This is a genomic window from Rhodococcus sp. AB351, from assembly GCF_049538275.1.
Classification (GTDB): Bacteria; Actinomycetota; Actinomycetes; order Mycobacteriales; family Mycobacteriaceae; genus Rhodococcus.
Map to the genome: position 1 here is coordinate 17,043 of NZ_JBMVFW010000001.1, position 24,920 is coordinate 41,962.

25 protein-coding genes are annotated in these 24,920 nt (G+C 67.8%); 7 read left to right on the forward strand and 18 right to left on the reverse strand.

The window, feature by feature from the left end; translation table 11 throughout:
- Positions 1-9: 9 nt before the first annotated feature.
- The 9 genes from ACPCXD_RS00090 to ACPCXD_RS00130 all read right to left on the reverse strand — a co-directional run bounded on the left by ACPCXD_RS00090 (position 10) and on the right by ACPCXD_RS00130 (position 8,959).
- Complete coding sequence (locus ACPCXD_RS00090; protein ID WP_160877394.1) at positions 10-1,110, reverse strand: methyltransferase domain-containing protein; 1,101 nt, start codon at positions 1,108-1,110, stop codon at positions 10-12.
- Positions 1,111-1,185: 75 nt separating this feature from the next.
- The gene (locus ACPCXD_RS00095; protein WP_088899359.1) at positions 1,186-2,079 is read right to left on the reverse strand and encodes a LysR family transcriptional regulator; all 894 of its coding nucleotides are present in this window, start codon (positions 2,077-2,079) and stop codon (positions 1,186-1,188) included.
- Positions 2,080-2,083: 4 nt separating this feature from the next.
- Positions 2,084-2,953, reverse strand: coding sequence for a LysR family transcriptional regulator (locus tag ACPCXD_RS00100; RefSeq protein WP_016695798.1), 870 nt, complete (start codon positions 2,951-2,953; stop codon positions 2,084-2,086).
- A 44-nt stretch (positions 2,954-2,997) separates the two neighbouring features.
- A complete protein-coding gene (locus tag ACPCXD_RS00105; protein ID WP_423657766.1) occupies positions 2,998-3,792 on the reverse strand; it encodes an enoyl-CoA hydratase/isomerase family protein in 795 nt (264 codons plus the stop codon).
- Between the two features lie 2 nt (positions 3,793-3,794).
- The gene (locus tag ACPCXD_RS00110; RefSeq protein WP_423657768.1) at positions 3,795-4,556 is read right to left on the reverse strand and encodes a crotonase/enoyl-CoA hydratase family protein; all 762 of its coding nucleotides are present in this window, start codon (positions 4,554-4,556) and stop codon (positions 3,795-3,797) included.
- Position 4,557: 1 nt separating this feature from the next.
- Positions 4,558-5,622: an MBL fold metallo-hydrolase gene (locus ACPCXD_RS00115; protein ID WP_160877402.1), complete on the reverse strand. Its 1,065-nt coding sequence runs from the start codon at positions 5,620-5,622 to the stop codon at positions 4,558-4,560.
- On the reverse strand, positions 5,619-7,184 hold the full coding sequence (locus ACPCXD_RS00120; RefSeq protein ID WP_160877404.1) for a long-chain-fatty-acid--CoA ligase: 1,566 nt from the start codon (positions 7,182-7,184) through the stop codon (positions 5,619-5,621). Before ACPCXD_RS00120 ends, ACPCXD_RS00115 begins: the two co-directional genes overlap by 4 nt.
- A gap of 198 nt (positions 7,185-7,382) precedes the next feature.
- On the reverse strand, positions 7,383-7,706 hold the full coding sequence (locus ACPCXD_RS00125) for a putative quinol monooxygenase (RefSeq protein WP_088899356.1): 324 nt from the start codon (positions 7,704-7,706) through the stop codon (positions 7,383-7,385).
- 125 nt (positions 7,707-7,831) lie between these two features.
- Positions 7,832-8,959 (reverse strand): DUF418 domain-containing protein, encoded by a 1,128-nt coding sequence (locus ACPCXD_RS00130; RefSeq protein ID WP_419957109.1) that lies wholly within the window; start codon positions 8,957-8,959, stop codon positions 7,832-7,834.
- Positions 8,960-9,131: 172 nt separating this feature from the next.
- Here ACPCXD_RS00130 and ACPCXD_RS00135 point away from each other — a divergent pair, with 172 nt between their 5' ends.
- The gene (locus ACPCXD_RS00135; protein WP_160877406.1) at positions 9,132-9,656 is read left to right on the forward strand and encodes a PNPOx family protein; all 525 of its coding nucleotides are present in this window, start codon (positions 9,132-9,134) and stop codon (positions 9,654-9,656) included.
- A 21-nt stretch (positions 9,657-9,677) separates the two neighbouring features.
- Here ACPCXD_RS00135 and ACPCXD_RS00140 read toward each other — a convergent pair whose 3' ends face one another.
- The 7 genes from ACPCXD_RS00140 to ACPCXD_RS00170 form a co-directional block, all read right to left on the reverse strand.
- Positions 9,678-11,165, reverse strand: coding sequence for a TerD family protein (locus tag ACPCXD_RS00140; protein ID WP_423657771.1), 1,488 nt, complete (start codon positions 11,163-11,165; stop codon positions 9,678-9,680).
- A 3-nt stretch (positions 11,166-11,168) separates the two neighbouring features.
- Positions 11,169-12,434, reverse strand: coding sequence for a TerD family protein (locus ACPCXD_RS00145; RefSeq protein ID WP_258260086.1), 1,266 nt, complete (start codon positions 12,432-12,434; stop codon positions 11,169-11,171).
- A 42-nt stretch (positions 12,435-12,476) separates the two neighbouring features.
- Complete coding sequence (locus tag ACPCXD_RS00150; RefSeq protein ID WP_202400426.1) at positions 12,477-13,253, reverse strand: HAD family hydrolase; 777 nt, start codon at positions 13,251-13,253, stop codon at positions 12,477-12,479.
- A gap of 80 nt (positions 13,254-13,333) precedes the next feature.
- The gene (locus tag ACPCXD_RS00155) at positions 13,334-14,440 is read right to left on the reverse strand and encodes a cysteine protease StiP family protein (protein ID WP_016692557.1); all 1,107 of its coding nucleotides are present in this window, start codon (positions 14,438-14,440) and stop codon (positions 13,334-13,336) included.
- Complete coding sequence (locus ACPCXD_RS00160) at positions 14,437-15,732, reverse strand: phosphoribosyltransferase family protein (protein WP_423657774.1); 1,296 nt, start codon at positions 15,730-15,732, stop codon at positions 14,437-14,439. Before ACPCXD_RS00160 ends, ACPCXD_RS00155 begins: the two co-directional genes overlap by 4 nt.
- Positions 15,729-16,886, reverse strand: a complete 1,158-nt coding sequence (locus ACPCXD_RS00165; protein ID WP_423657776.1) for an HpcH/HpaI aldolase/citrate lyase family protein — start codon at positions 16,884-16,886, stop codon at positions 15,729-15,731. The genes ACPCXD_RS00160 and ACPCXD_RS00165 overlap by 4 nt, the downstream gene beginning before the upstream one ends.
- A gap of 29 nt (positions 16,887-16,915) precedes the next feature.
- Positions 16,916-18,037 (reverse strand): serine/threonine-protein kinase, encoded by a 1,122-nt coding sequence (locus ACPCXD_RS00170; protein WP_423658795.1) that lies wholly within the window; start codon positions 18,035-18,037, stop codon positions 16,916-16,918.
- 293 nt (positions 18,038-18,330) lie between these two features.
- On the opposite strand from ACPCXD_RS00170, the gene ACPCXD_RS00175 reads away from it, so the two are divergent.
- The 3 genes from ACPCXD_RS00175 (at position 18,331) to ACPCXD_RS00185 (ending at position 20,900) form a co-directional block, all read left to right on the forward strand.
- A complete protein-coding gene (locus ACPCXD_RS00175; protein WP_016692561.1) occupies positions 18,331-18,906 on the forward strand; it encodes a TerD family protein in 576 nt (191 codons plus the stop codon).
- Positions 18,907-19,009: 103 nt separating this feature from the next.
- Positions 19,010-20,116, forward strand: coding sequence for a DUF475 domain-containing protein (locus tag ACPCXD_RS00180; protein ID WP_423657778.1), 1,107 nt, complete (start codon positions 19,010-19,012; stop codon positions 20,114-20,116).
- Positions 20,117-20,240: 124 nt separating this feature from the next.
- Positions 20,241-20,900: a TerD family protein gene (locus tag ACPCXD_RS00185; protein ID WP_016692563.1), complete on the forward strand. Its 660-nt coding sequence runs from the start codon at positions 20,241-20,243 to the stop codon at positions 20,898-20,900.
- Positions 20,901-20,997: 97 nt separating this feature from the next.
- Here the strand turns inward: ACPCXD_RS00185 and ACPCXD_RS00190 are convergent, their stop codons facing one another.
- Together ACPCXD_RS00190 and ACPCXD_RS00195 are read right to left on the reverse strand one after the other, a co-directional pair.
- Positions 20,998-21,426 carry a nitroreductase family deazaflavin-dependent oxidoreductase gene (locus ACPCXD_RS00190; protein WP_423657780.1) on the reverse strand — a complete coding sequence of 143 codons (429 nt, stop codon included), beginning with the start codon at positions 21,424-21,426 and terminating at the stop codon, positions 20,998-21,000.
- Positions 21,427-21,506: 80 nt separating this feature from the next.
- Positions 21,507-22,331 carry a helix-turn-helix transcriptional regulator gene (locus ACPCXD_RS00195; protein WP_016692565.1) on the reverse strand — a complete coding sequence of 275 codons (825 nt, stop codon included), beginning with the start codon at positions 22,329-22,331 and terminating at the stop codon, positions 21,507-21,509.
- Between the two features lie 141 nt (positions 22,332-22,472).
- Here ACPCXD_RS00195 and ACPCXD_RS00200 point away from each other — a divergent pair, with 141 nt between their 5' ends.
- From ACPCXD_RS00200 to ACPCXD_RS00210, 3 genes are read left to right on the forward strand one after another with little or no spacing between them, the layout of a single operon-like run.
- The gene (locus ACPCXD_RS00200; protein WP_016692566.1) at positions 22,473-23,204 is read left to right on the forward strand and encodes an Atu4866 domain-containing protein; all 732 of its coding nucleotides are present in this window, start codon (positions 22,473-22,475) and stop codon (positions 23,202-23,204) included.
- Positions 23,205-23,226: 22 nt separating this feature from the next.
- Complete coding sequence (locus ACPCXD_RS00205; protein ID WP_423657783.1) at positions 23,227-24,627, forward strand: amidohydrolase family protein; 1,401 nt, start codon at positions 23,227-23,229, stop codon at positions 24,625-24,627.
- Between the two features lie 23 nt (positions 24,628-24,650).
- Positions 24,651-24,908, forward strand: a complete 258-nt coding sequence (locus tag ACPCXD_RS00210; protein ID WP_006550703.1) for an Atu4866 domain-containing protein — start codon at positions 24,651-24,653, stop codon at positions 24,906-24,908.
- The last annotated feature ends 12 nt before the right edge of the window (positions 24,909-24,920 follow it).

Here is a 24,920-nt window from a genome sequence, read left to right on the forward strand (position 1 = left end):
AAGGCAACGCTATCCGGTGCGGAGGAGATAGAAGCGGAAGAAGCCGAAGTCCTCGATGGGGAGCACGTCGACCCCGGTGAAACCGGCGTCGAGGGCGTAGCGACGCAGGGTCGCGGGACGCATGACGGTGCCCGTCGCGGCGCTCGGTGAGTGGCTCATACCGTCGGGGAGGCAGATGGTGAGGCTGTAGCCGTACATGAGCCGTTCGACGTCGTCGCCGGGCGCGGTGAAGGTGTCGGCGACCGCTTCGTCCAGGACGATCATGAACCCGCCGGGTGCGAGCGAACGCCGCACGGCGGCCAGCACCTCGACCGGTTGCGGCATGTCGTGGACGCACTCGAACGCGAAGGCCGCGTGGAAGTTTCCACCGGGCAGTTCGGACGCGTCGCACTGCGTGAACGTGACGCGCTGCGCCACATCGGTATTCTCCGCGAGGTTCGACCGGGCCATCTCGACCGACGGGGCGTCGATGTCGAAGCCCTGCACCGTCGCATCCGGATAGGTGCGCGCGATCGTGATCGTCGACCATCCTCCGCCGCAGCCGATGTCGGCGATCTTCGCGCCCGGCTGCCCGAGCACCCGGTCGACCTCCGGTACCGACCGCAGAGCATCGGGTAGTGCCTTCTCGAACAGCGGCCTGTTCGCGTCGGCCTGCGACTCGCACACGTCGCGACCGAACTGGCTCCAACTCACTCCGCCGCCGCTGCGGTACGCCTCGAGCAGACCGGGAAGCTGCATCGTCGCGCCGACGATCATCCGAGCGAGCGGCGCCATGTACGCCAGGTTGCGCGGATCGGTGAGCACCTCGCGACCGGCCGACGACAGAGCGAAGCGTGGGGGATCACCGTCGTCGACGTCGAGCAGACCGGTCACGGCCTGCTGCTCGAGCCACTCCCGGGTGTACCGCGGGTGGGTCCCGGTGCGTTCGGCCAGTTCGTCGGCCGTCGCAGGTCCGTCGTCGGCGAGGCTTCGGTACCAGCCGAGACGGTCACCGATCAGGATCGTGAGGGTGTCCATGGTGCCGAGGACGGAATCGAGGACGCGCTGCGCGTAGGCGTCGACGGAGTCGAGATGGGTGGAGGAACTCGTCGAAGTGGACATACCGATCATCTCCCGAGGGCGGAAGTGGACGTCGTCCCCACTATCGTCGCGCCGGGATCCCCGGATGTCACCGCATCAGCGGACTCATTCGGTCGCGTCGGACTCCTCGGACGACCGCACGAAGTCGACGAAAGCGCGTCCGGCCTTCGACAGCGAGGCCGGGTCGAACACCAGCCCGTACGACTGCGCGAAGGTCGGCTCGCACGGGCGGACCACCGCTACGTCCTGCGCCGATTCGGCGAGGGACCGTTCGACGAACGATCCGCCCAGACCGGCGAGCACCATCGGCAGGCGGGCCTCGCGATGGTCGGTGAGCACGGAGATGGGGCGGCGCACCTCGGCCTGTCGCATCGCGTAGTCGATCGCGTCGCTCACGGAGCCACCACCGCGCGGCACGAAGACCATCGGGATGTCGGGGAGCTCGGCCAAGGACAGCGGCCCGGGCGGTAGGTCGGTGCCGGGGGGATAGGCGAGCCAGTATTCGGTCTGTCCGAGCTCGATGATCTCGAGACCCACCTCGTCCTCGACGGGCAGGTGGGTGACGACGAACTCGCAGTGACCGTCGTGGATGACCGACGCGGTGAACTCCTCCGCACGCAGATCACCGAGTCGCGCGGTGACCTTGGGATGGAGGCGACGGAACTCGGAGACCAGGTCGACGATCGGGCCGGTCGCCAAGGCGGGGAAGACCATCAGATCCAGGCGACCCGTGACCTCGGTCGTCGACACGGTGAGCAGCTCCTCGACCGCGTTCACATCACGGAGGATCTGCCGGCTCGGGCCGATCAGCGCCTTACCCGCCGCAGTGAGCACCATGCCGCGCCCGATGCGGTGGAACAGCTGCACACCCAGCTCGCGCTCGAGGCTGCGCAGCGCCTGGGAGACGGTGGGCTGGGCGACGCCGAGCTCGGCGGCCGCGCCGTTGATGCCGTCGTTCTCGACGACAGCGAGGAAGTACTCGACCTGACGGAACTCCATGTCGTCACGCTTCCCAGGGGGTGCCGGTGGTGGTCGCCACGAATGCGGCGGCAGCGGGGGACAGATCGCCGGGTCGCATCACCAGCCCGACGGGACGTCGGAACGGTGGGTCCAGCGGCCGGACGACCGCACCGGGGATCTGCTTCTCGGCGACGCGACGCGGAACGATCGTCCCGGCGGTGCCACGCTCGACGAACTGCCACAGGGCGGCCTGGTTGGCGCAGTCGACGACGACGTTCTGCTCGCCGAGCAGTTCACCGGTGCGCGCGGCACTCGCGCGGGAGCCGAGGTCGAGGACCAGCGGGAAGTCGCGGACCTGTGCCCGGGTGACGGGGTCGGGCACGTCGGCGGCGAGGTCGGGGTGCAGCGCGAGCACCATCTCCTGCTCGAGGACCGGGACGGTGATCATGCCGGCGTGCTCGACCGACAGGTCGGTGATGCCGATCTCCGCCTCGCCGCGGCGCAGCGCCGCATGCACTCCGGGAGGTCCTTCGGCGTCGTTCACCCGCACGGTCAGGTTGGGGTAGCGCTGACGGAAGCGCTGGACGAACTCGATGACGGGGTGGATCGAGAACGTCGCGAAGGTGACGATCTCGACGCGGCCGGCCTCGAGGTCGCGCACCGCCGCGACCTTCTGTTTCGCCCGCTCGACGTCGGCCAGGATGCGGCGCGCGGCGACCTCGAGGACGCGGCCGTCCTCGGTGAGGGTGAGCCGTCGGCCGGTGCGGTCGAACAGGGTCGTGTCGAGGCGTCGTTCGAGGGTGCGGATGGCCTGCGACAACGACGGCTGCGAAATATAGAGTGCCTGAGCAGCTTTCGTGATCCCGCCGTGGTCGACGACGGCCACGAAATAGGTCACGAGGTGCAGGTCCACCCGATTATCGTAGGTGACGCCCCGAATCGTCCCGCACGTAACCGTCAGGAAGGGGTGTCGACCGGGCGCGGTACCCGCCATCCGCCGGTGAACGACGGCTCGCGTTTCTCGACGAACGCGCGCATCGCATCGGGGGCGTCGGTGGCGTGGTTGACCGCCTGCGAGCGGGCCTCGTTCTCGAGTGCCTCGCGCAGCGTGAGCGACGAACCCTGCTCGAGCATCCGCGCCGACATGCTCACCGCGACCGGCGGGGCCGCTGCCAGCCGCGCGGCCAGTTCGGCGGCGCGACCGGCGAGGGCGTCGGGCTCGACGAGCTCGGTCACCAGGCCCAAGCCGTACGCTTCCTCGGCGCTCACGATGTCGGCGAGCATGACCAGACGCTTCGCCTGGTGCAGTCCGACGAGGCGCGGCAGGATCCACGACCCGCCGAAGTCGACCGACAGTCCGCGTCGCGTGAAGATCTGGCTGAACTTCGCCGTGCGGGAGGCGACGACGACGTCGCACAGCAGCGCCATGTTCCATCCGGCGCCCACCGCATACCCCTCGACCTGCGCGACCAGCGGTTTGGAGAACTCCGCGACGGCGAGCGCCGTCGCGTTGATCTCCCGCATGCGGTCGAGGGGATGGGTGGAGTCGCGCCGCTCCATGTCGGCGCCGGTGCAGAAGTCGCCGCCGGCGCCGGTGAGGATCACGGCGCGGACGGAGTCGTCGTGCTGGAGCGCACCGAACGTCTCACGCAACGACCGCCACGCATCGACCGTCATCGCGTTCTTGCGCTCCGGCCGGCTCAGTGTGATTGTGGCGACCGAACCGTCCTGCGCGACCAGCACGTCCGACATTCCTACTCGCCCTTCCAGACCGGTGCGCGCTTCTCGGCGAACGCCCGGGCGCCTTCCTTGGCGTCGGACGACGCGAAGACCGGGTCGATGAACTTGCGCTGCGCGACGAAGGCATCGGGGTCTGTGTAGTTGGCGGCCATCGCGACGACCTGCTTCGTGGCCTTGACGGCGAGCGGGCCGTTCGCCGCGACGCGGGCGGCGAGTTCCTTTGCCACCGTGAGTGCTTCACCGGGCTCGGTGACGCGGTTGACCAGACCGTGCTGGTGGGCGACCTCGGCGGTGAGCGGGTCACCTGTGATGGCCAGTTCCATCGCGAGCGGGTAGGGCAGGATCTTCGGCAGGCGCAGCAGGCCACCGGCCGCTGCGGCGAGTCCACGCTTGACCTCGGGGATACCGAACTTCGCTTCGCGCGACGCGACGATCAGGTCGGCGGACAGTGCGAGCTCGCATCCACCGGCCAGGGCCCAGCCCTCGACGGCGGCGATGAGAGGCTTGCTCGGCGGTGCCTCGGTGATGCCGCCGAATCCCCGACCGGGGATCGACGGCTTCTCACCGCGCGCGAACGCCTTCAGGTCCATTCCGGCGCAGAATGTTCCGCCGGCGCCGGTGAGGATGCCGATGGTCAGGTCGGGGCGTGCCTCGAACTCGTCGATGGCCGCGGCCAGCGCCTCGGAGACCTTGAGGTTCACGGCGTTCTTCGCCTCGGGGCGGTTGAGGGTGAACACCGCGACGCCGTCGGCGAATTCGGTGAGGACAACGCTCATGTCAGTTTTCCTTCGTATCGGTCGGAGCGGAGAGAGTCCAGCGGGCGGGAGTTCCACCGTCGGAACGGATGTCGCCTCGATCGGCGAGAACGAGGAGATGGGCCTGGGTCTCGCGGACGGCGAGTCGCTGCAGCCGGGGGTCCATCACGTCGATGGGGCGCGACCAGGTGACGCGGGTCGTGATCTCCCATGCCGTCGATTCGGGCCGGGCCGCGACGGCGTTGCGGATCTCGTCGAGACGGACCTCGTGGTGGTCCATGAGCTGGCGTGCGCGCTCGGTGACTCCGCGGAAGCGGTACTCGTGGGCGGGCAGCACCTCGCAGTCCGGCAGCGCCGTCGTTGCGTGCAGCGACAACAGGTAGCGGTGCAGCGGGTCGCCCAGTTCGCCGGGGCCCGAGGAGATGTTGGGGCTGATCCGTGGGAGCATGTGGTCGCCGCTGAACAGCAGGTCGCGGTCGCGGTCGACGAACGCAAGATGTCCGGGTGTGTGGCCGGGTGTCCACACCGCTTCGATGTTCCAGCCGGGAAGGTCCAGTCGATCACCGTGGGCGAGAACGACATCGGCGCTCTCGCCTTCGGGGAAGCGCACGAGTTCGAAGCGGGCGGCCTCGACGACCTCGGGCGGTGCGCCGAGTCCGGTGAGGTCTACGCGCCATGCTTCCTTGTCGGCGGCGGTGTCCTCCGGGGTGAAGCGCCCGAGGGCGGTGGCGTCGGCGGCGTGCATCGCGATGACGGCGCCGGTCGTCTCCTTCAGGCGGGGTGCCAGACCGAAATGGTCGGGATGCAGGTGAGTGATCGCCGCGTAGCGCACCTCGGTGATGTGATGGCCGGTCGCGGCGACACCGGCGACGAGGGTGTCCCACGACTCCTCGGTGTCCATGCCGAGGTCGATCAGGGCGAGGCCGTCGTCGAGTGCGAGTGCGTACGAGAGTACGTACCGCAGTGGGTTCTTCGGCATCGGGACCGGGATCGACCACAGTCCCGGACGCACTTCTTCGACGGGCGGCAGTACTCCGGCGGCCCATGCTTCGCGCTGGACGGTGCCGAGGTCCTCGGTGACGATCACGGCGTCGTTCCCTCCTGCACGGGAGCGAACTCGTTGCGCAGTGTGCGCTTGAGGATCTTTCCGCTCGCGTTGCGGGGCAGTTCGTCGACGAAGTGGATGTGGCGGGGTTTCTTGTAGGACGCGAGTCGCTCCACCGTGAACTGGAGGAGTTCGTCCTCGGTCGGGCGGGATGCGCCCGGTGCGACCCGCACGACGGCGGTGACGGCCTCGCCCCAACGGTCGTCGGGCACACCGACGACGGCGACCTCGGCGACGGCCGGGTGTTCGGACAGGACGGATTCGACCTCGATCGGGTAGACGTTCTCGCCACCCGAGATAATCATGTCCTTCACGCGATCGGTGACGAAGAGATAGCCGTCGGAGTCGATGTGTCCGGCGTCGCCGGTGCGCAGGAAACCGTCAACCGTGAACAGGGCCGCGTTCTCGGCGTCGCGACGCCAGTAACCCGACGTGTTGTTCCGCGACCGGCAGACGATCTCGCCCGTCTGCCCGCCGGGAAGCGGTTCGCCCGTGGCGATGTCGCGGATCTCGACCTCGACGCCGGGGAGCGGGCTGCCGGCCGAACGCAACAGGTAGGAGCGGGATCCGTGCGGGTCGTGGTCGTCGGCGCGCAGGGCGGTGAGGGCACCCATCGTCTCGGTCATGCCGTAGCGCTGCACGAAGCGGCAGCCGAGGGTGTCCATGGCGCGGGCGAGCTGGGTGGGCGTGATGGGGGAGGCGCCGTAGGCCACCAAGCGGAGCGTCGACAGGTCGTGATCCGACAGGTCGGGCATCTCGACGAGCATGTTGATCACCGACGGCACGAGGAAGGCGTGGGTGATGCCGTGCTCGGAGATGGCTGCCGCCACGAGGTTCGGGCGCATCTCGCCGAGCAGCACCAGGTGCAGACCCGCCGACAGGGTCGTGCTCATCCAGCCGGCACCGGCGATGTGGAACAGGGGCAGCGCGTCGAGGGACACCGAGTCCTCGGTGAACTCGTACAACGCGAAGTTCCGCGGTTCGTTGAACAGGTTGTGATGCGTCGCCACAACACCTTTGGGGCGACCGGTGGTGCCCGAGGTGTAGAGCTGCAGCACCTCGGTCCGCGGGTCGTCGCCGAATCCGGGGTCGATGTCGTCACCGGAGGCGACGAAGTCCTCCCACGACCGTGCGCCGGGCACGGTGGAGGCGTCGCCCACCACGACGATCTGTGCCTCGGGCAGGACTGCGGCGGCCGCGCGGGCGGATGCGGCGAACTCGTCCTCGACGATCAGGACGTCGAGCTGCGCGTCGTCGGCGATGTCGGCGATCTCGCCCGGATTCAGACGCCAGTTGAGCGGGGTGAAGACCAGCCCGGCCTTGGCGCAGCCGACGAACGAGGCCGCACCGGGCAGGCCCATGCGCAGCAGCGCACCGATACGCTTGGACGTCGCCGGAACGGTCGCGAGTGCCGAGGCGACCCGGTTGGTGAGCGCGTCGAACTCGGAGTAGGTGAGTGTCGTTCCGCCGGAGCTGACCGCCGCACGATCCGGATGTTCGACTGCCAGCTGCCGGATTCGGTTGGGAAGGTGCAACTCGCTCACATCACGCTCCTGATCGACACGGCCGGCGCGCGGACATGCCGTCCACGCCGGTCCAGTCGATCACGACCGTGACTGCTGCCACAAAGACCTGCGGCCGCACGAAACGTTAGGACAAACCTATGGGCGCACATCGAGACCTACGTCGCATGCGGGATCCGGCGGGAATCTCGCGCACGACGTCGGTCTCGACGCAGTCGATCAGTCGATCTGCAGTTCACCCATCCGGGCCCACTCGGTGCCCGGGATCTCCGTGTTCAGGATGCGCGGGGTCTCGCTCAGCGCCGGCCGCATCGCGTCGAGTCCCTTGCGGAAGTGATCGGACTTCACGTGCTCGGCTCCGGCGTCGCCGTCGCGGAACGCCTCGACGAGAACGTACTCGGACGGATCGTCCACGCTGCGCGACCAGTCGAACCACAGGTTCCCGGGTTCGCCTCGCGTCGCCTCGGTGAACTCCGCGGTGGTCTCGAGCCAGCTGTCCTGGTACTCGGGCTTCACCTTGAAACGGACCACGATGAAGATCATCTTGCCTCCGGTCGGTAGATGTTGGAGGGACGGATCGTCCCTTCGTCGAACATATCGCCGTACTCACCGGTGAGGGCGTCGAATCCGTGACCGAGCGGCAGACCCCCACGAGGCAACCCGACACGTCAGCGACGTTCCGTCAGCCGCTCGTAGGACACCCGCCACACCCATTCGACCGGTCCCTGGCGGAATCGGCCGAGCCACCAACGGGATCCGACGACCATCACCGCTCCCACCGCGATGTACACCGCGATCGTGAACGGGACCCGCATGGCGGGGTCCACGGTCTTCGCCAGACCGAATCCCCAGTCGTAACAGAGCACCGACGCGACGATGTTCTGCAGGATGTAGCAACTCAGCGCGGTCCGCCCGATGCGTTCACAGGCGGTGCCGACCGTGCCGGTGGTGGACCTGCCGATGTAGAAGTGGGCGATCCACGCCAGCAGGCCGAGCGCGACGAACGGGGCGATGCCGTAGCGCGCTGCGAATACACCTGCGGCACCGCCGAACAGACCCACGGCGAGGTCGAGCGGTGCTGCGATCGCCCCGACCACCATCAGCCGCCGGCGCAGCACCGCACCTCTGCTGTCGAACAGCCCGGAGGAATACAGTGCGGCGCCGGTCAGGAACAGCGCGACCGTCATCGGGATCACGAAGATCACCTCGGCGCGGAACGCAGCGGCGTTGTCCACGCGGAAGACGATCATGTCCCACCAGGTGGCGGTGGTCAGCTCGGGGGTCTCCGCATTCGGCGGTGAACTGGCGAGCGCCACGACGAGCGCGGTCACGGCCAGCGCGTGAACAGCGACGGCCGTACCCGCGACCCACAGCCGCACACGACGGGAGGAGATCACGAGCCCGCACACGAGCACGGACGTCAGCGCATACCCCATGAGGATGTCGAATTCGGCGACGAGCAGGTAGTGCACCACCCCGTCGACGAAGAGCAGGGCGGCGCGTACCCGGTAACCGCCGGGCCACGGCCGCCCCGCTCGCTGAGCGGACGCCGCCTGCACGGCCAGGCCGATCCCGAACATCAGGGTGAGCAACCCGAGGAACTTTCCCTGCGCGAGTTGCATGAGGATGCGTTGCGGCCACGGATCGGTGCCGATCGAGGCGAGATATCCGACGATCCCGGCGGGGTCGGTGAAGATCCAGACATTGGCGGCGAAGGTGCCGAGGATGGCGATCCCCCGGGCCACGTCGAGGGCGAGGATACGTTGCTGTCGCGTCGTCGAACCGGTGACCGTCATGATCCTCACCATGCGATGCGGCGGGGTCGGCGCGCGTCGGCCGACCGGGGGATGACGGGTCCTCCATGCGGGTGACCCGCGTTCGGTGATCTCCCCGAGAGCAGACATCGGCGAGGAGAACAGAGCAGGAACTGTCGGGTCCCGTGAGCCTCGGTGATGTGAACATGGAGCCATGCACGAAACCCCCACCGAGCTCGCCGACCTCCAGGTGCTCCTCGACACGTCGCTGTCCCGGTCCACATCCCACCTGAGGTCGATCGTCGACGCGTCGCGGACCCTCACGGCCGAGCAGCTCGTCGAGGTGCTCACGGGCATGTGCGTCCTCTCGCTGGCGACGGTCACCGCCGGCGGGGAACCGCGCATCAGTGCTGTGGACGGACATTTCCTGCACGGCAAGTGGTACTTCGGCACCGCCCCCACTGCAGCCAAGGCCCGGCATCTCGCCGCGCGTCCCGCGGCCAGCGCGGCGCACATGCGCGGGGAGGACCTCGGCGTGTTCACACACGGCCACGTAGAGATTCTCAACCCGCGCGGCGGTGAGCCGGCCGACGACTGGCCCGAACTGCTCGCCTACCTTCAGTCGTTCTACGGCGGGGACGCCTTCGACTGGGACGAGGAGGTGATCTACTACCGCCTGGATCCGCATTGGATGACCGTGTACGCGCCCGATGCCACGACACTCGTCGATCGGCGCTGATCCCTCTGTGCGAGGGGACGATCAGTCCGGAAGCGAACTCCCACCCAGCGCGCCGCGCAGATGCTCGGTCTCGGCGGGCAGGCTGTCGGGAACGAACGTCCATCGGCCTCCCGTCCACGGATCGGCCAGCTCACCGTCGACGGGAAGCTTCTGCGCCTCGTCCCACAGGATCTCCGCGACCCGATCGTCCGGGGGATCTCCCGCCAGAACGACCGAGACCCGACCGTCACTGCCGGTACGCGTGATCCGGACGATCTCGAGCAGGTCGTCGTGGTCGTAGCCGTAGGGGAATCCGGCGAGGACCAGCAACACGGGTGATGCGGTGTCCGCGTCGACCTGCCGGGCGAGCGCGTCGAGGTCCGCCGCGTCGGCCAGCCCTCGCAGCTTGGCGGGGACCTGCAACCGGTCGTGGACGGACGGTCCGGCGAGGCGCCCTGCGGTGAGCGTTTCGAGTGCGGGCAGCGTCCGCCCGGGATCGACGAGGTGCAACAGGGTGTCGGGCCGGGCCGTGAGCAGCCGCACGACCATGGACGACACGACGGGACCGAGTTCGGCCGGATCACCGTCGATCCACAACGGTCGCGTGAGCGGCGCCGGCAGAAACAGGGGGATGCGCAGCGGCCCCAGATCGGGAGCTGTCACCTCACCCACCCGCACGCCGTCGCTCGGCAGGTGCAGATACATCCAGGCCGGGGAGATCCAGGACGCGAGTGCGGGCGGCAACGTCGCGTCGACGGTGAGCAGCTCGGCGGCGAGCACGGCACTGTCGTCGCGGTAGCGGGCCTCGGCGACACCGACGAGCTCGTCGTAGCGCTGCTGCGCACGTGCCCGGGCACGATCGGCTCCGGGACCCATACGGCGGGCGCGGTCGGCCACCGCTGCCGAGAGTTCGTCGTCGAAGCGGTGTTGCGCGAACTCCACACTCGACGTGTACGCGGCGGCCGATCGGGCGGCGTCCTCGAAGATCCGCCACAGCACTTCGAGAGGGGACAGTCCGATGACCGGGCCGGGCCCGGGGGCGGCTACCTCCTCCGTGTCGGAGGGGGACTCGACGTCAACTCCGTGCGCGGTGAACATCTCGGCGAGGCCACCGGCATATCCCTGACCGAGGGCGCGGATCTTCCATTCGCCGTGGCGACGGTAGAGCTCCCAGCACAGCACCGCCGTCTCGGTACCGACCACCGGTTCCACGTGAAACGACGCGAGGACGGTGCCCGCCGCGTCGGACAGCGAGGTCGACACCGCTGCGGGGCGCTCGCAACCCACCGCGCACAACACGCGTGCGCCGGGACGGACCGCGTCGACGTCGACGACGATCACCTCACCCTCGAGCCGAACGCCTGCCGTCGCCGGTTGGTTGTAGAACACGACGTCGTCGGAGGACGCCACCTGCAGGCCGTCGTCCACGACGAACGCGCACACGTCCAGCGGGACGGATGCGGTCGCCGTGAAACGGACGGCGCGGGTCGGCAGCGGGGCGTTGCGTCCCGCTGTGAAGAGTTCGCCCACCGGTCAGACGGCCAGGAACCGGCCCAGTTGCGGCGCGGCCTCACCGGGATGCTTCGCCTGCATGCCCTCGCCGATGGCCTGAAGCTTCCATTCGCTGCCCTGGCGGTAGACCTTCGCCATGACCATGCCCGTGAACGGCATGCCACCCTGCAGCGTGTAGCGGGCGAGTTCGGTATCGATCGTGCCGTCGACGAGGCGGCAGAACGCGTTCTGCACCTGCTCGAAGGTGTGGCCCTTGTAGGAGGTCACGATGAACATCACCGTCGTGACATGGGCGGGGACACGCGTGAGGTCGACGAGCATCACCTCGTCGTCGCCCTCACCGGCGCCGGTGAGGTTGTCGCCCTGGTGCTGGATCGAGCCGTCCTTCGACTGCAACTGGCCGTAGTACACGACGTCGGCGATCTGGTTGTCGGCGAACATCACGGCCGAGGCGTCGAGGTCGATGTCGGCGGAACGGTTGCCGAACAGGCCACGCTTCTCCACTGGATCCCAGCCGAGCCCCATGCGCAGGAAGGTCAGCGCGACGCCGCCGTCCTTGCGGAGGGTGACCTTCTGGCCCTTCACCAGGCTCACCGGGCGGTTCTTCGTGAGGCTGATCTCCGCGGGCTGTGCCGGAGATGCCGGCTGTGCCGGATACGCCGGGGGCGGGGTCTGCTGCACCGGCGGAGGCGGAGTCTGCTGCACGGGCGGAGCCGGAGCGGGCGTGGGAGCGACGGGCTGAGGTGCGGCGGGCTGGGGTGCGACGGCAGGCTGGGCGGGTGCGTCGTCGACGCTGACACCGTGATCGGTCACCAGCGCCGCGAAACCGCCCGCATATCCCTGGCCTACAGCGCGGACCTTCCACGCGCCCTGGCGCCGGTACAGCTCCAGCGCGATCACGATGGATTCGGTGCTCAGTCCGTCGATCCGGTACTCGTACAACACCGTTCCCGCACTGTCGGACACGCGCGCGGTGGGCGGTGCGAACCGGCCGAAGTTGCTCGACGCGTCGTCGAGGGTGATCACGGCACGTACCTGATCGATGTCGGCGGGAACCTGCGCGAGCGACACGGCGAGCGAGGCCGCCTGCCCGGGCGCACCGGGTACGAGACGCACGCCCGGCCCGGTGGGCTGGTTGAAGAACACGAAGTCGGCGTCGGAGCGCACCTTGCCGTCGGCCTTGACGAGCAGTGCGGACAGATCGGCGGGCGTGGTCAGCTCGAGCGAGACGACGACGTCGGACGCGGTGAGCGGTCCGTTCTGACCCTTGGAGAGCGGAGTCGGCAAGAGATGTGTCCTCACTGTGTCGGTGACCGGGCAACCTCTACTCTACGAAGCGACCGGAAGACGAGCGGAACGGGCGAACCAGGCGAGGATCTCCTCCCCGGCCGTGACGCCCGCGGCGTCGGTCACCGAGACGCTCGGGTGACGCCAGTCCATCAGTTCGAGTTCGCCGTGGCGAGGCCGGATCGCGGCGTCGGCGGCCTTCAGCATCTCCGCATCGAGCGCACCGTCGCCCGCAGCGAAGACCGGGGCGTCGTCGGCGAGCACTCCGCGGTCGCGGAGCCGCCGGTGCACCTCGGCCACCGCGCGGCTCTTGCACACGCTGTTCGGCATCGTGTAGATCTTCCGGCCCTGCTGCGAGGCGTTCCAGCCGCGCGTCGAACACCACTCGTGCCAGTCGTCGAGGAATCCCGCCGGTTGCGCTGCGACGTCGACGACGAGATAGCAGAACAACTCGTCGGCGATGCGGAACTTCGACATCCAGTCCTCGGAGATGCGGCGACGCAGTTCGGTCGTCACCTCGTCGAGGCTCGCGCCCTCCTCGCGTACCGCTGCTTCCACAGTCCTGCGCCAGTGCGGGTCGATGTGCCCGTCCTCGAGGATCGACCCACCGTTGCTCGCGATGGCATACCGCCACGGACCGCCGGGCAGTTCGATGCGGCGGAACTGTTCGGGTGTGCGCGTGGTCGTCGGCACCATCGCGACCTCGTCGGCGAGGGAGCGAAGTTGTTGTGCCGCAGTATCGGTGACGTACGACAGCGGTGCGCCCTCGTAGTACTCGACGCACAGCAGATCCTGCGTGTCGAACTGGTCGCCGGTCATCGCCGCGCGCGAATAGATGAGGGTGCGGTCGAGATCGGTAGCGACCAGTGCGGGCGCAGTGCCGGTCGCGGATGGGGCATTCACGGCAGGTCCTTGATCAGTCCCATACAGGAGTAGGCCAGGTCGGGGACCTCCTCGACGGGAACGTCGCGGGCTGCCGCGAGCATCCGGATGTGGGCGTGCTCGTCGGCGGTGATGTCGCGTACCAACACCTTCCAGGGGACGCGGCGCAGCAACACGCGCGTGGTCTCTCCGACACCGGGTTTGACGAAGTTGACGCTCGAGATGCCGTACTGCGCCCGCACCCGTTCGACGGACTCCCAGCCGGCCCAGGTGGGGGTGCGGTCGGATTCGAGCACCGCCTGCGCAGCCGCCGCGACGTCGCCGCACGTGTCGAACTCCGCGGTGACGGTGTCCAGCAGATGGTTCGACACGTCGTCCGCGGCCAGCTCGGCGTAGAACTTGGCGCCGTGGAACTCTCCGGGGCCGATCAGGCTGTCGTTGAGGACCGTTCGCGAGACCAGCCCGGAGACGGTGGAGTTCAGGCAGGCCGAGGCGATGAGGAAGTCGTCGCGCGTGCCGTAGGTGCGGACGCAGTGGCCGGGGTCGGCGAGGACCGCGAGGTCGTCGGACAGGACGGGACCGCCTCGCGCGGTGTATTCGGCGAGTGCAGCGGACAGTTCACGCGCGATCGCGCCCTTACCCGTCCAGCCGTCGACGAAGACGACCGAAGCGGGATCGTGCCGCGCGGTGATGTGGTCGAGAGCGGCGGAGTCGATTCCGCGACCGCGGACGATCGACACGGCGTAGTGCGGCAGCGTCAGGCCGTGGTGGTGCAGTGCCCACCGGCGGATCAGGATGCCGATCGGGGTGCCCGCCCGCGCGAGCGACACGAGTGTCAGGTCGGTTCCGCGTTCGGCGAGGAGCAGTTCGGTGACCGTGCCCACCGCGTGCGCCAACCGGCCCGCTGTGCCGGCCAGTGCCTTGTCGAACAGCTCGCGGTAGGCGGCGTCGGGCTGGTACTCGATCGGCAGGGACTCCGCGTAGTGCGCGAGACCCGCCTGGATCCGTGCCTCCCGCTCGGCGATATCACCCTCGAGGTCGGCGTGGGAGAGATCCTTGAGCAGCCACGTCACCTCGTCGGGTGCGTAGGAGCCGAACTCGGGTCCGGTCAGTGGCACGGTCATACGGTCTCCCTGTGGGTGCGCAGCACCGCCGGATCGGTGGCGGGCACGATCACGACGAGGACGTCCTCGCCGGCAGAGGTGAGCACGTCGAGAACACCTCCCGGTGCGCGCAGACGATCGGTGTCGGCGGGCGAGTCGACGACGAGGATCAGCTCGGCGCGCACCTCGGTCGGCGTGGGCCACTGCGCGTTGTAGAGGAAACGCGGCACCTCGTTCTCGAACTCGCTGTCGATGTGTTCGGGTGCGATGAAACGGAATCCGCGGCGCAAGGGATATCCGTCGACGTCCATCACGTGGACGGGGGAGCGCGTCGTGGTCTGGAATCGGGCGGGGGTGCCGCGGTCGACGAGTGCCTCGGCGAGTCGTAGCGGCAGGTACATCAGTTCCTCGTGTCCGACGACGACGGTGGGTCGCCGGGCGTAGCGCGCGTCCGCGATCGTGTCGGCGAGCGTCGACAGAGCCGCGTCGAAGGCCGCCGCGTCGGTGCGCAGCATCCCGTGGCGCCCACCGTCGGGCACATGGGACGGCCACGCCGCGTGGAGGAACCGGACGTCGCCGCGTCGATCGCCCATCGGATTGAGGAGGGGGTCGGGCAACGCCGCGACCCGCGCGACGAGATCGTCGGGGACGACGGATCGCCCGGCGGCCAGGCTCACGTGCTCGATGCTCGTGCCGAGTTCCGCCGCGACCTCAGCAGTCCGGCGCCGATCCTGTTCCGACCGCATGTCGACGAGGGAGGCGAGCACGTAACGATCACGCGGATGATCGCGGTGCAGCGCACGGATGGCGTCGAGGGCCGTTGCACCCGTGGAGATCTCGTCGTCGACGAGGACGAGCGGCGCGGCGTTGGCGAACAGTGCGCCGGAGGTCGGCTGGAGCAGGTGAAAGGTCGCGTGCGAGTGCCCCTCCTCGAATCCGGTGAGCACCTCTGCTCCGGGAACCTGACGTCGCGTCGAGTGCAGGTAGCACGCGGCGTCGAGGGCGTCGGCCACGCAGTGACCGAGACCCGTTGCCGTTTCGGCGAATCCCATGACGACGGCGTCGGATGCTGCATCACCGAGGAGGTCGGCGACGAGCCGGCCGAGCCGGTGACCGGCACCGCGCACTGCGGCCGGTTCGGTGGGGATGTGCTTGCCGAGGACCGTGGAGACGAGCAGGTGTGCGCGTCGTGGATTGCGCCGCAGCCCCGGCCGGACGAGCTCGGGAACCGTGTAACCGCACGACGACTCCACATGTTCGAGAGCGAATCCGAGCTCTGCGGTGGCCCAGGGGATATCGAGGATGTCGGTCATCGGTCCACCAGCGCAGTCAGCAGGTCGACGAAGGTGATCCCCTTACGGGTGACACCGAACACCGACGCGCGCAACAGGGTCTGCTCGGCCCACGTGCGGTGGGGTCGTCGTTCGTTCATCTTGTTCCCGTATCCCGAGGCCTGCACACCACCGGTGTCGCGATCGAGGATGTCGGTCGCATCGTGGAACTCCTCATGCGTCACGGCCGACAGAGCGTGCACCGCAGCGACATGCGACGGATGGATGACGGTCTTGCCCTGGATACCGTTGGCGCGGTCGAGGGCGATCTCGCGCAGCAGACCGTCGAGGTCGCGGCTGACGAGCTGCTGACGGAACAGCACGGCGTCCTGCTCCTCGAAGGGCGTCGAGCGCAGCATCGGGCGGAACATGCGTTCGTGATCGGCGAAGTACTCCCAGACGGGACCGGTGATGACGAAACCCGTTCCATCGGTACGTCCGAGGTGGTTGACGACGTCGGCGATCACGTCGACGACGACCCGCACGTCGTAGATCGTCAGGTCGCGGTCGCGCCGGATACCGAAGGTCGCGCACATGTCGGTCGCACCGATCCGGACGGCGAGGACACGGTGGCGATGTTCGGCGAGGATGCCGGAGATCGCACGCAATTCACCGTCGCGGGTCTCGCGGTGGACGACCTCGGCCGATTCGATGACGGGCATCGCGTAGAGGTGACGGTCGAGCAATGTCGACGCCGCGGCCACGGCCTCGAGGAAGGCGGGACCGGTGCGGGCGGTGAACTTCGGCACCACGAATCCGGTCAGCACGGCCTTGCCGGCACCGAGCATCGACGCAATCCGCCCGACACCCTCGGCGGTGCGGACACGGACGAACAACATCATCGGCGACGGTCCGCGTTCGGCGAGCGCATCGAGTGTCGCGACGGCGTTCTGCAGGCCCTGCTCGACCTCGTCGTCGGCGACGGCGTCCTCGAGGTCGAGCACCATCGACGTCACACCCTCGGCCGCACGCTTCGTGATGGTCGCGACGAGATCGCCGCGCGTCGCGGGTACGTAGAGCGTGGCGCCGAGAGCGGTCGCCAGGCGGTCGCGATCGTCGCTGTGCCCGAACGGCTCGGGACGGTGCAGGAACAACTCCTCCATCGTTGCGCCGTCGAGATGCCGAAAGTGCTGCATGGCGCGGACTTCGGTAATCGTGGCCCCCCTCATGCGTTCTCGGTCCGTCCTCTCATCCGATCGACCACTCCTGCGATGAAGGTAGACACCGCATCCAAATCTCTGACGTAGGCCCAGTAGTCGGGGTGCACACCGGTGAGTGCGTCGACGGCCCTGTCGATCCGGCTCAACTGCGAGTCGAGAACGGAACCCCATTCTGCGGTGAGACCGCGTTGCACGGCCAGGTGTTGTGCGTCACGGAGGCGGAACCGCACCTCGTCGACCTTGGCCCCCGGATTCTGCCGGACGGAACGCAGCGTAGCGAGTCGTGCGGTCACGGCGTCGACGAGTTCCTCGGCGCGGGACAGTTCGGCGCGGATCGCCGTGACCAGCTCGAGGGCTTCCTCGGGGCGGCCGTCCTTCGCCGCCGCCCGAGCGCGTCCGAGCTGGTCCTCCGCGCGAGCGAGCAGTTCGGCGGCCTGTTTCTCGTTCCCGGAGAGGTCGGCGGAACTGGCCGCATTGAACTCGCGCAGCAGCGCGGAGAAGGCCGGAGCGAGCCCTTCCGTGCGGGTCCGGACCGCTCCGATCCTGGTGGTGACCGAGGCGAGGGTGCGGGCGGCCTCGTCGCGGCGTCCCGGTGCTGCGGCGAGGGCGTCGAGCAGAGCAGTGGTCGCTTCCTCGACCCAGAGGGCGGCCGTGCGGGTCGCGCCCACGCCGTGTGCCGCATCGAGGCTGTTCAGCGTCTTCTCGAGCGCTTCGGTGGCGGATCGAACCGACGGATAGTGCGCAAAAGCAACGAAATCCGGAGACTGCACCTCGGCAAGAGTCCTACGCGCCTCGGTGCGCATCCGGTGCGCGAGCTCGGGCACGGTGTTCGCCACGGCCGTCATGTGCTCGAGGTGACCCCGGTTGTTTCCGAAGAATTCATCAAGTGTTCGTGTTGCTTCGGTTATCTGCCGCAGTGCCTGCTCGTAGGCCGGGGCGGGTGCGAGCGGTTGTTCCGGATCCGTCACTGCCAGTTGGAGATACGTCTCACCGGCGCGATAACACGCCTGCCGGATCGGATCCCACTGGCGGAGCAGGTGCCGTTCGGGTTCGAGCTCGTACGACGCGGCCACACCGGCCTCGATGACGGACTGGCGCTTGTCCATGTCGAGGAACGCCGCGACCATCGCATCGTGTGCACGACGAGCCGCGGGATCTTCCGTGTTTCCCCCGCCGAACAGGCGGCGCGTCCATCGGCTCGCCACAGAACCGAATGGTACTGGGCGCACGTCCACCGGGCCGATCCGTCACCTTTCCGCCGGTCGGAACTGTGGTTCGTGCGGGTCACGGAAGTGGTCCGCGGGACCGGGCATAGTGGATATGGGCGTACCCCACGCCAACAACTAGTGTGGGGAGAAACGCACACCGGGCGTGCCCCAGACCGGTACGTCGACCGTTGGAACGATCGAAAGGACCCCGCATGGGCGTCAGCTTGACCAAGGGCGGAAACGTCTCCCTCACCAAGGAAGCTCCGAACCTGACGGCAGTGTCCGTCGGCCTGGGCTGGGACGTTCGCACCACCACCGGCACCGACTTCGACCTCGATGCCAGCGCCATCGCTACCGGGGCCGACAAGAAGGTCGTCTCCGACCAGCACTTCGTCTTCTTCAACAACCTCAAGTCGCCCGACGGTGCCATCGAGCACGCCGGCGACAACCGCACCGGTGAGGGCGAAGGCGACGACGAGGTCATCAACGTCGACCTCGCCGCCACCCCGGCGAACATCGAGAGCATCTTCTTCCCGGTCTCGATCTACGATGCCGATTCCCGCAGCCAGTCGTTCGGCCAGGTCCGCAACGCGTACATCCGCGTCGTCGACCGCGCGAGCGGCAACGAACTCGCTCGTTACGACCTGTCCGAGGACGCCTCGACCGAGACCGCCATGGTCTTCGGCGAGCTGTACCGCAACGGTGCGGAGTGGAAGTTCCGCGCCATCGGCCAGGGCTACGCGTCCGGCCTCGCGGGTATCGCCCGCGACTACGGCGTCAACGTCTAGTTCGTTTCTTCGGGTTCCGGCTTCGGTCGCAGTGCCGAAGCCGGAACCGATGTGCAGTAACCACCCTGCAACGCCCTGATTCCGATTAGAAAGGCCACGCTTCGTGGTTCTGCGAATATTCGGTCCGTCGATGGCCGTCACCGTCATATCTCTCGTGGTGGCGTTCCTCTACGGCGGCCCGCAAGCTCTCTTCCTCTGCGTGATCCTCGGCATCCTCGAGGTTTCGCTGTCGTTCGACAACGCGGTCATCAACGCGACCGTGCTGCGCCGGATGAGCGAGTTCTGGCAGAAGATCTTCCTCACCGTCGGCATCCTCATCGCCGTCTTCGGTATGCGTCTGGTGTTCCCCCTCGCGATCGTGTGGGTGGCGTCCGGACTCGGCCCCATCGCGGCACTCGACCTCGCGTTGAATCCGCCGCCGGACGGAGCCGCCTACTTCCCGGACGGCAGCCCCAGCTACGAGACCCTGATCACCGATGCGCATCCGCAGATCGCGGCGTTCGGCGGCATGTTCCTGCTGATGCTCTTCCTGCACTTCATCCTCGAAGATCGCGAGATCAAGTGGCTCGAATGGCTCGAGCGTCCTCTTGCGAAGGCCGGCAAGCTCGAGCAGCTCGAGGTCGTCGTCGCCACCACGCTGCTGCTCATCACGGCCACCGTCATCGCGCCCGACGACAAGGTCTCGACCGTCATGATCGCCGGCGCGCTCGGCATGATCACCTACATCGCGGTCAACGGCCTCGGGGAGATGTTCCACGTCCCCGAGGAAGGCGAGGAGCCCGAGGGCGGACCGAGCGGTCTCGCGAAGGCCACCGGTAAGGCCGGCTTCTTCCTGTTCCTCTACCTCGAGGTGCTCGACGCGTCGTTCTCGTTCGACGGTGTCATCGGCGCCTTCGCCATCACGTCCGACCCGATCATCATCGCCCTGGGTCTCGGCTTCATCGGCGCGATGTTCGTCCGCTCGATCACCATCTTCCTGGTGCGCAAGGGCACGCTGTCCGACTACGTGTACCTCGAGCACGGCGCTCACTGGGCCATCGGTGCGCTGGCACTGATCCTGCTGTACTCGATCGGCACGCACGTGCCGGAGGTCGTCACCGGCCTGGTCGGTGTCGCCCTGATCGGTGCTGCGCTCGGCTCGAGCATCTACCGCAACCGCAAGATCGCGGCGAGGGAAGGCGAAGATGCTGTGAAGACCAGCATCCCCTGATCCTCGACGGTTCGAACCACATGCCGATGGGAGCCCTCGATCCGACATCTCGGATCGGGGGCTCCCATCGCTTTTCCGTACTCCGTGCGCAACCGCGCGCAGCCACTCCGACGAAAGGCTCGACATGGCCATCGACTACAACAAGAAGCCCGAGCAGAACGCCGGCGGCGTCAACCTCAGCAAGATCAACCTCACCAAGGAATCTCCCACCGTCAGCCTGTCGAAGGCCGGGTCCGGGCAGGGTGTCACGCGGGTGAACCTCAACTGGTCGCGCGGTGAGCAGAAGAAGGGCTTCCTCTCGAAGCTCATGGGCGCGAGCGGCGGGGTGGACCTCGACCTCGGCTGCCTGTTCGAACTCGCCGACGGATCCAAGGGTGTCATCCAGGCGCTCGGAAACAGCTTCGGGGCGCTGAACACCCCGCCGTACATCCACCTCGACGGCGACGACCGCACCGGCTCGAACACCGGCGGCGAGAACATGCACGTCAACCTCGAGCGCCCCGAACTGTTCAAGCGTGTGCTGATCTTCGCGATGATCTACGAGGGCGCGCCGAACTGGGCTGCCGTGGACGGCGTCGTGACGCTGACCCCGCCGTCGGGTCCGCAGATCGAGGTGCGTCTGGACTCGCCGAACAACAGCGCGCGCATCTGCGCGATCGCGATGCTGCAGAACACCGGGCAGGGCATCACCGTCGAGCGTCTCGTGCAGTACATCGACGGCAGCCAGTCCGACCTCGACCGCGCGTTCGGGTGGGGCATGCAGTGGCAGGCGGGGCGTAAATAGGCATACCCCGGAAGTCGTCCCGGCCTGGGTGGCCGGTCACGGGAGATCCCGTCGGCGCGTGCCGGCGGGATCTCGTAGTTCCGGGGGTGCAAGCAGGTCAGCGTCGTCGGAGAGCGAGGACCGGAATGGTGCGCACCCCGCGGGCCTTCACCTCGTATTCGGCGAAGCCGGGGTAGCGGCGAGCCTGCTCGGCATAGATACGGTCGCGCTCGGCGCCGGTGATCTCTTCTACCGTGACCTCGAAGGTCTCGGTGCCGATCTCGACCTCCGCTCGACCGGCGGTGGTGAGGTTGTAGTACCAGGCCGGGTGGGAAGGTGCACCCCCTTTGCTCGCGAAGACGTACACGGTCGCGGCGTCCTCCGCGTCCGGCAGATACAGCGTCGGAGTCACCGTCTCGCGACCGCTCTTGCGACCCCGATGATGCACGAGCGCCATGGGCGCACCCTCGAAGTTGCCGCCGACCCGGCCTCCGTTGGCCCGGAACTCGGCGATCACCTGCGCATTCCAGTCGTCGGACGAACTCATGGGAGAAATCCTCCTGGCTACTGCAGTCGGCTACGAACCACCGTAATCATGTAGAGGACCACGGGGTCCGGAACGAGGAATCACGAGCGGTCGGTGGTCGCCGCCAGGGATCCCAACAGCCGAAGTTTGTCGTCACTGGGCGAGCCGGCGGAGGCCCGGTACACGATCAACTGATGTCCAGGTGCGCTGCGAACGTCGAATGCGTTGTATTCGAGGACGAGATCGCCGACGGCAGGATGCCGGAACTCCTTGGCCTCGTGTGTTTTGCCCCGCACATCGTGCCGATTCCACAGTTCGCGGAACTCCGCGCTCGCATCGTGCACCTCGAGAACGAGGGCACGAACGTCGTCGACCGAGCCGGTGTGGCCCAGAGCGAGCCGGAGATTCGCGACGCACGACGTCGTGGCGCGCTCCCAATCGGTGAAGAAGCGGCGCCCGAAGGGATCGAGGAAGGTCATGCGCACGAGATTGTCGATGCGCTCGAAGCCGCTGTAGAGCGCACCGGCGAGCTCGTTGTACGCGAGAACATCCAACCGGCGGTCGATGATGAGCGCGGGTGTGTGCGACCAGGATGAGAGAAGCTCCCGAAGCGAATCGTCCACGGTCTTCCGCACCGGAGTGGGCGGTGTCGGAGCCAGTCCCGCGAGACGGAACAGATGCTCGCGCAGGTCGGTGTCGAGAGCCAGTGCGCCGGCGAGGGCGTTGAGAACCGCCGGAGACGGATTCCGTTCGCGACCCTGTTCGAGTCGCGTGTAGTAGTCGACGCTGACACCGGCGAGCATGGCAACTTCCTCGCGACGCAGACCGGAGACCCGCCGCCCCGACTGCGCCGTGATGCCGACATCCGACGGCTGCACGTGCCCGCGTCGCGCCTTGAGGAAGGTTCCGAGTTCGGTGGAGGCCATGAGACGACGCTAGCTCCCCGGATGCGGTACAGACAGGCCCTGGTGCACCCAGGCACACACCGGCCTGTTCCGGCCGCCCATCCGCCCCGACAGTGGAACTCGCCGGATCTCCCGGCAACCCGATCCTCATCTGGAGTACACATGACCATCCCCTTCACTCCCGAATTGTTCGAACTCATCCGCGAGAACGCCGGCGGGCATCGTCCGCTCCTGTTCGGCAATGCCCGGATCATCACCGGCGACTCCCTGATCGGCGATTTCGACCGCGGCGACGTCCTGCTCGGTGGCTCTCGTGTGGTCGGTATCGGCCCCGGCCTGTTGACCGCTGCCGACGACGACGGTGCCATCGTCATCGATTGCGCCGGGTACGTCATCGTGCCCGCAATCGTCGACGTCATGCGGCTCCGTGGGTTGCGTCCGACTTCCTTCCGGTCACCATCCGCGCTTGCACCCGGCAATCCGGCAACCTTCGCGATCCTGCCCGTTTCTCGCGACGACTCGGAAACAGATGTGCTGCAACGATTCATCGATGATGCCGACGCCGCGCACACGGTCGTCGTCGACGGTGAGATCGCCCTCTGGGGCGGTCGATCGGTCCACGCCGACGACCCGACGGAGACCCCGACCGCCACGGACGTGGCATCGGACCGTCATCTCGGAACTTGGATCGACGAAACGGATTTCGTGCACCAGCACCTGACCGCGGACGGTCGCTACGACGAGACCCGCGGTGGACGCCCGCATGCATATCAGGGCTCCTATCGGATCACCGGCGACCGCATCGACTACCGCGACGACCTCGGATTCTGGGCATTCGGCGAATTCGTCGACGGCACCCTGCAGCACGCCGGTTACACCTTCCACCGCGCCTGACACTCATCGGAAAGCCACCACAATGAAGACAACTCTCGCCGATTTCACCGCGGCCCACGACAGCGACCGTCCGATCCTGCTGACCGGCGGCGCCGTCGTCACCATGGACCCCTCGATCCCGGACCTCGATGCCGGCGACGTCCTGCTCGTCGGCTCGCAGATCATCGCGATCGGCGCCGACCTACGCTCCGATCCCGGGCACGGTGCCGCAGCAGCCTCGGCACTCGTGGTCGACACCCGCGGCGCGATCGTCGGCCCCGGTTTCGTCGACACCCACCGTCACGCCTGGGAAGCGCAACTGCGCCGGAGCATTCCCGACGTTTCCGACCTCGGCGAATATGTCATGTCGACCCTGGCCGGCGTCGCCCCGAACTACGCACCGGAGGACATGTACATCGGTACCCGTCTCGCCGCGCTGACCGCGCTCGACTCGGGCATCACCACCATGCTCGACTTCTCGCACAACTCCCGCACTTCCGCGCATTCCGATGCTGCACTGAATGCGCTCATCGACACCGGAATTCGGGGTGTGCATGCCTCGATGGGTCCACACTTCGGTGAATGGGATCGCCAATGGCCCAAGGATATGAGCCGGCTGGTGAGCGACTTCCACAATGCCGCAGACGGTCTCGTCACGGTGCGGCTGGCCGCCCTGGCGACCGACGAGATCGCCGGACCTGCGATCGCCTACGGGCCCGAACTCGCTGCTTTCGCACGTGATCTCGGTGTGTGGACGAGCATCGACGCGGTTTTCGGGATACCGTCGTCGGAGGCGATCCTGCGCTGGGCACGGATGGGGATCCTCGATCCGACCCTCACCTTGATCCATGCGACCGGCCTGACCCCCGAGGCATGGACGGCGATGGGGGATGCCGGTGTCACGGTTTCCCTCGCCCCGACCTCCGACGCCCAGATCGGCCTCGAATCGGCGGTGCCCGCTGTGGACGAGGCTCTCGCCGTCGGGATCCGGCCGGGTCTGAGCATCGACGTGGAGGTCGCGCTCGCGAGCGACATGTTCACCCAGATGCGGACCCTGCATGCCATCCAACGCATGCGCGCCACCAATGCTGCATACGGAACGGAGGAGACCCGCAACCGGATCACCACCCGCGACGTCCTCGACTTCGCCACCCTGCAAGGCGCGCATGCCAACGCGCTCGGGCACGTCACCGGTTCGCTGACACCGGGCAAGGAGGCCGACCTGCTCATCGTCCGCGCCGACGACATCAACAACATGCCGCTCAACGACGCCGTCGGCACCCTCGTGCTCGGCTCCGACGCACGCAACATCGACACCGTCCTCGTCGCCGGCAACCCGCGCAAGTGGGCGGGTTCGCTGGTCGGCGAGGACATCGACGCCCTGCGCGAGGCCGTGATCCGTTCCCGCAACGCCATCATCGGGCGGGTGGCGGCGACACTGTGACGACCTCCAGGGAAGTGAAGGACATGAAACAAGCCGGGCACCCGTTCGTCGGACTGTGGGTGACCGCCGACGGTAACATCCGCCAGCGTCTCCTGCCGGAGGGGCGATACGTCGAGGCCCGCGGCAGCCGGGAAGCTGCCTACACCGGTGACTACCGGATCGAAGGAACGATGATCTATTACCGTGACGACACCGGCTTTTCCGCCGACGGTGAGTTCCGCGACGACGTGCTGTACCACGCGGGAATGGTCATGTATCGGCACCTGAGAGCGCGGCAGTAGGAGTGCCGATCC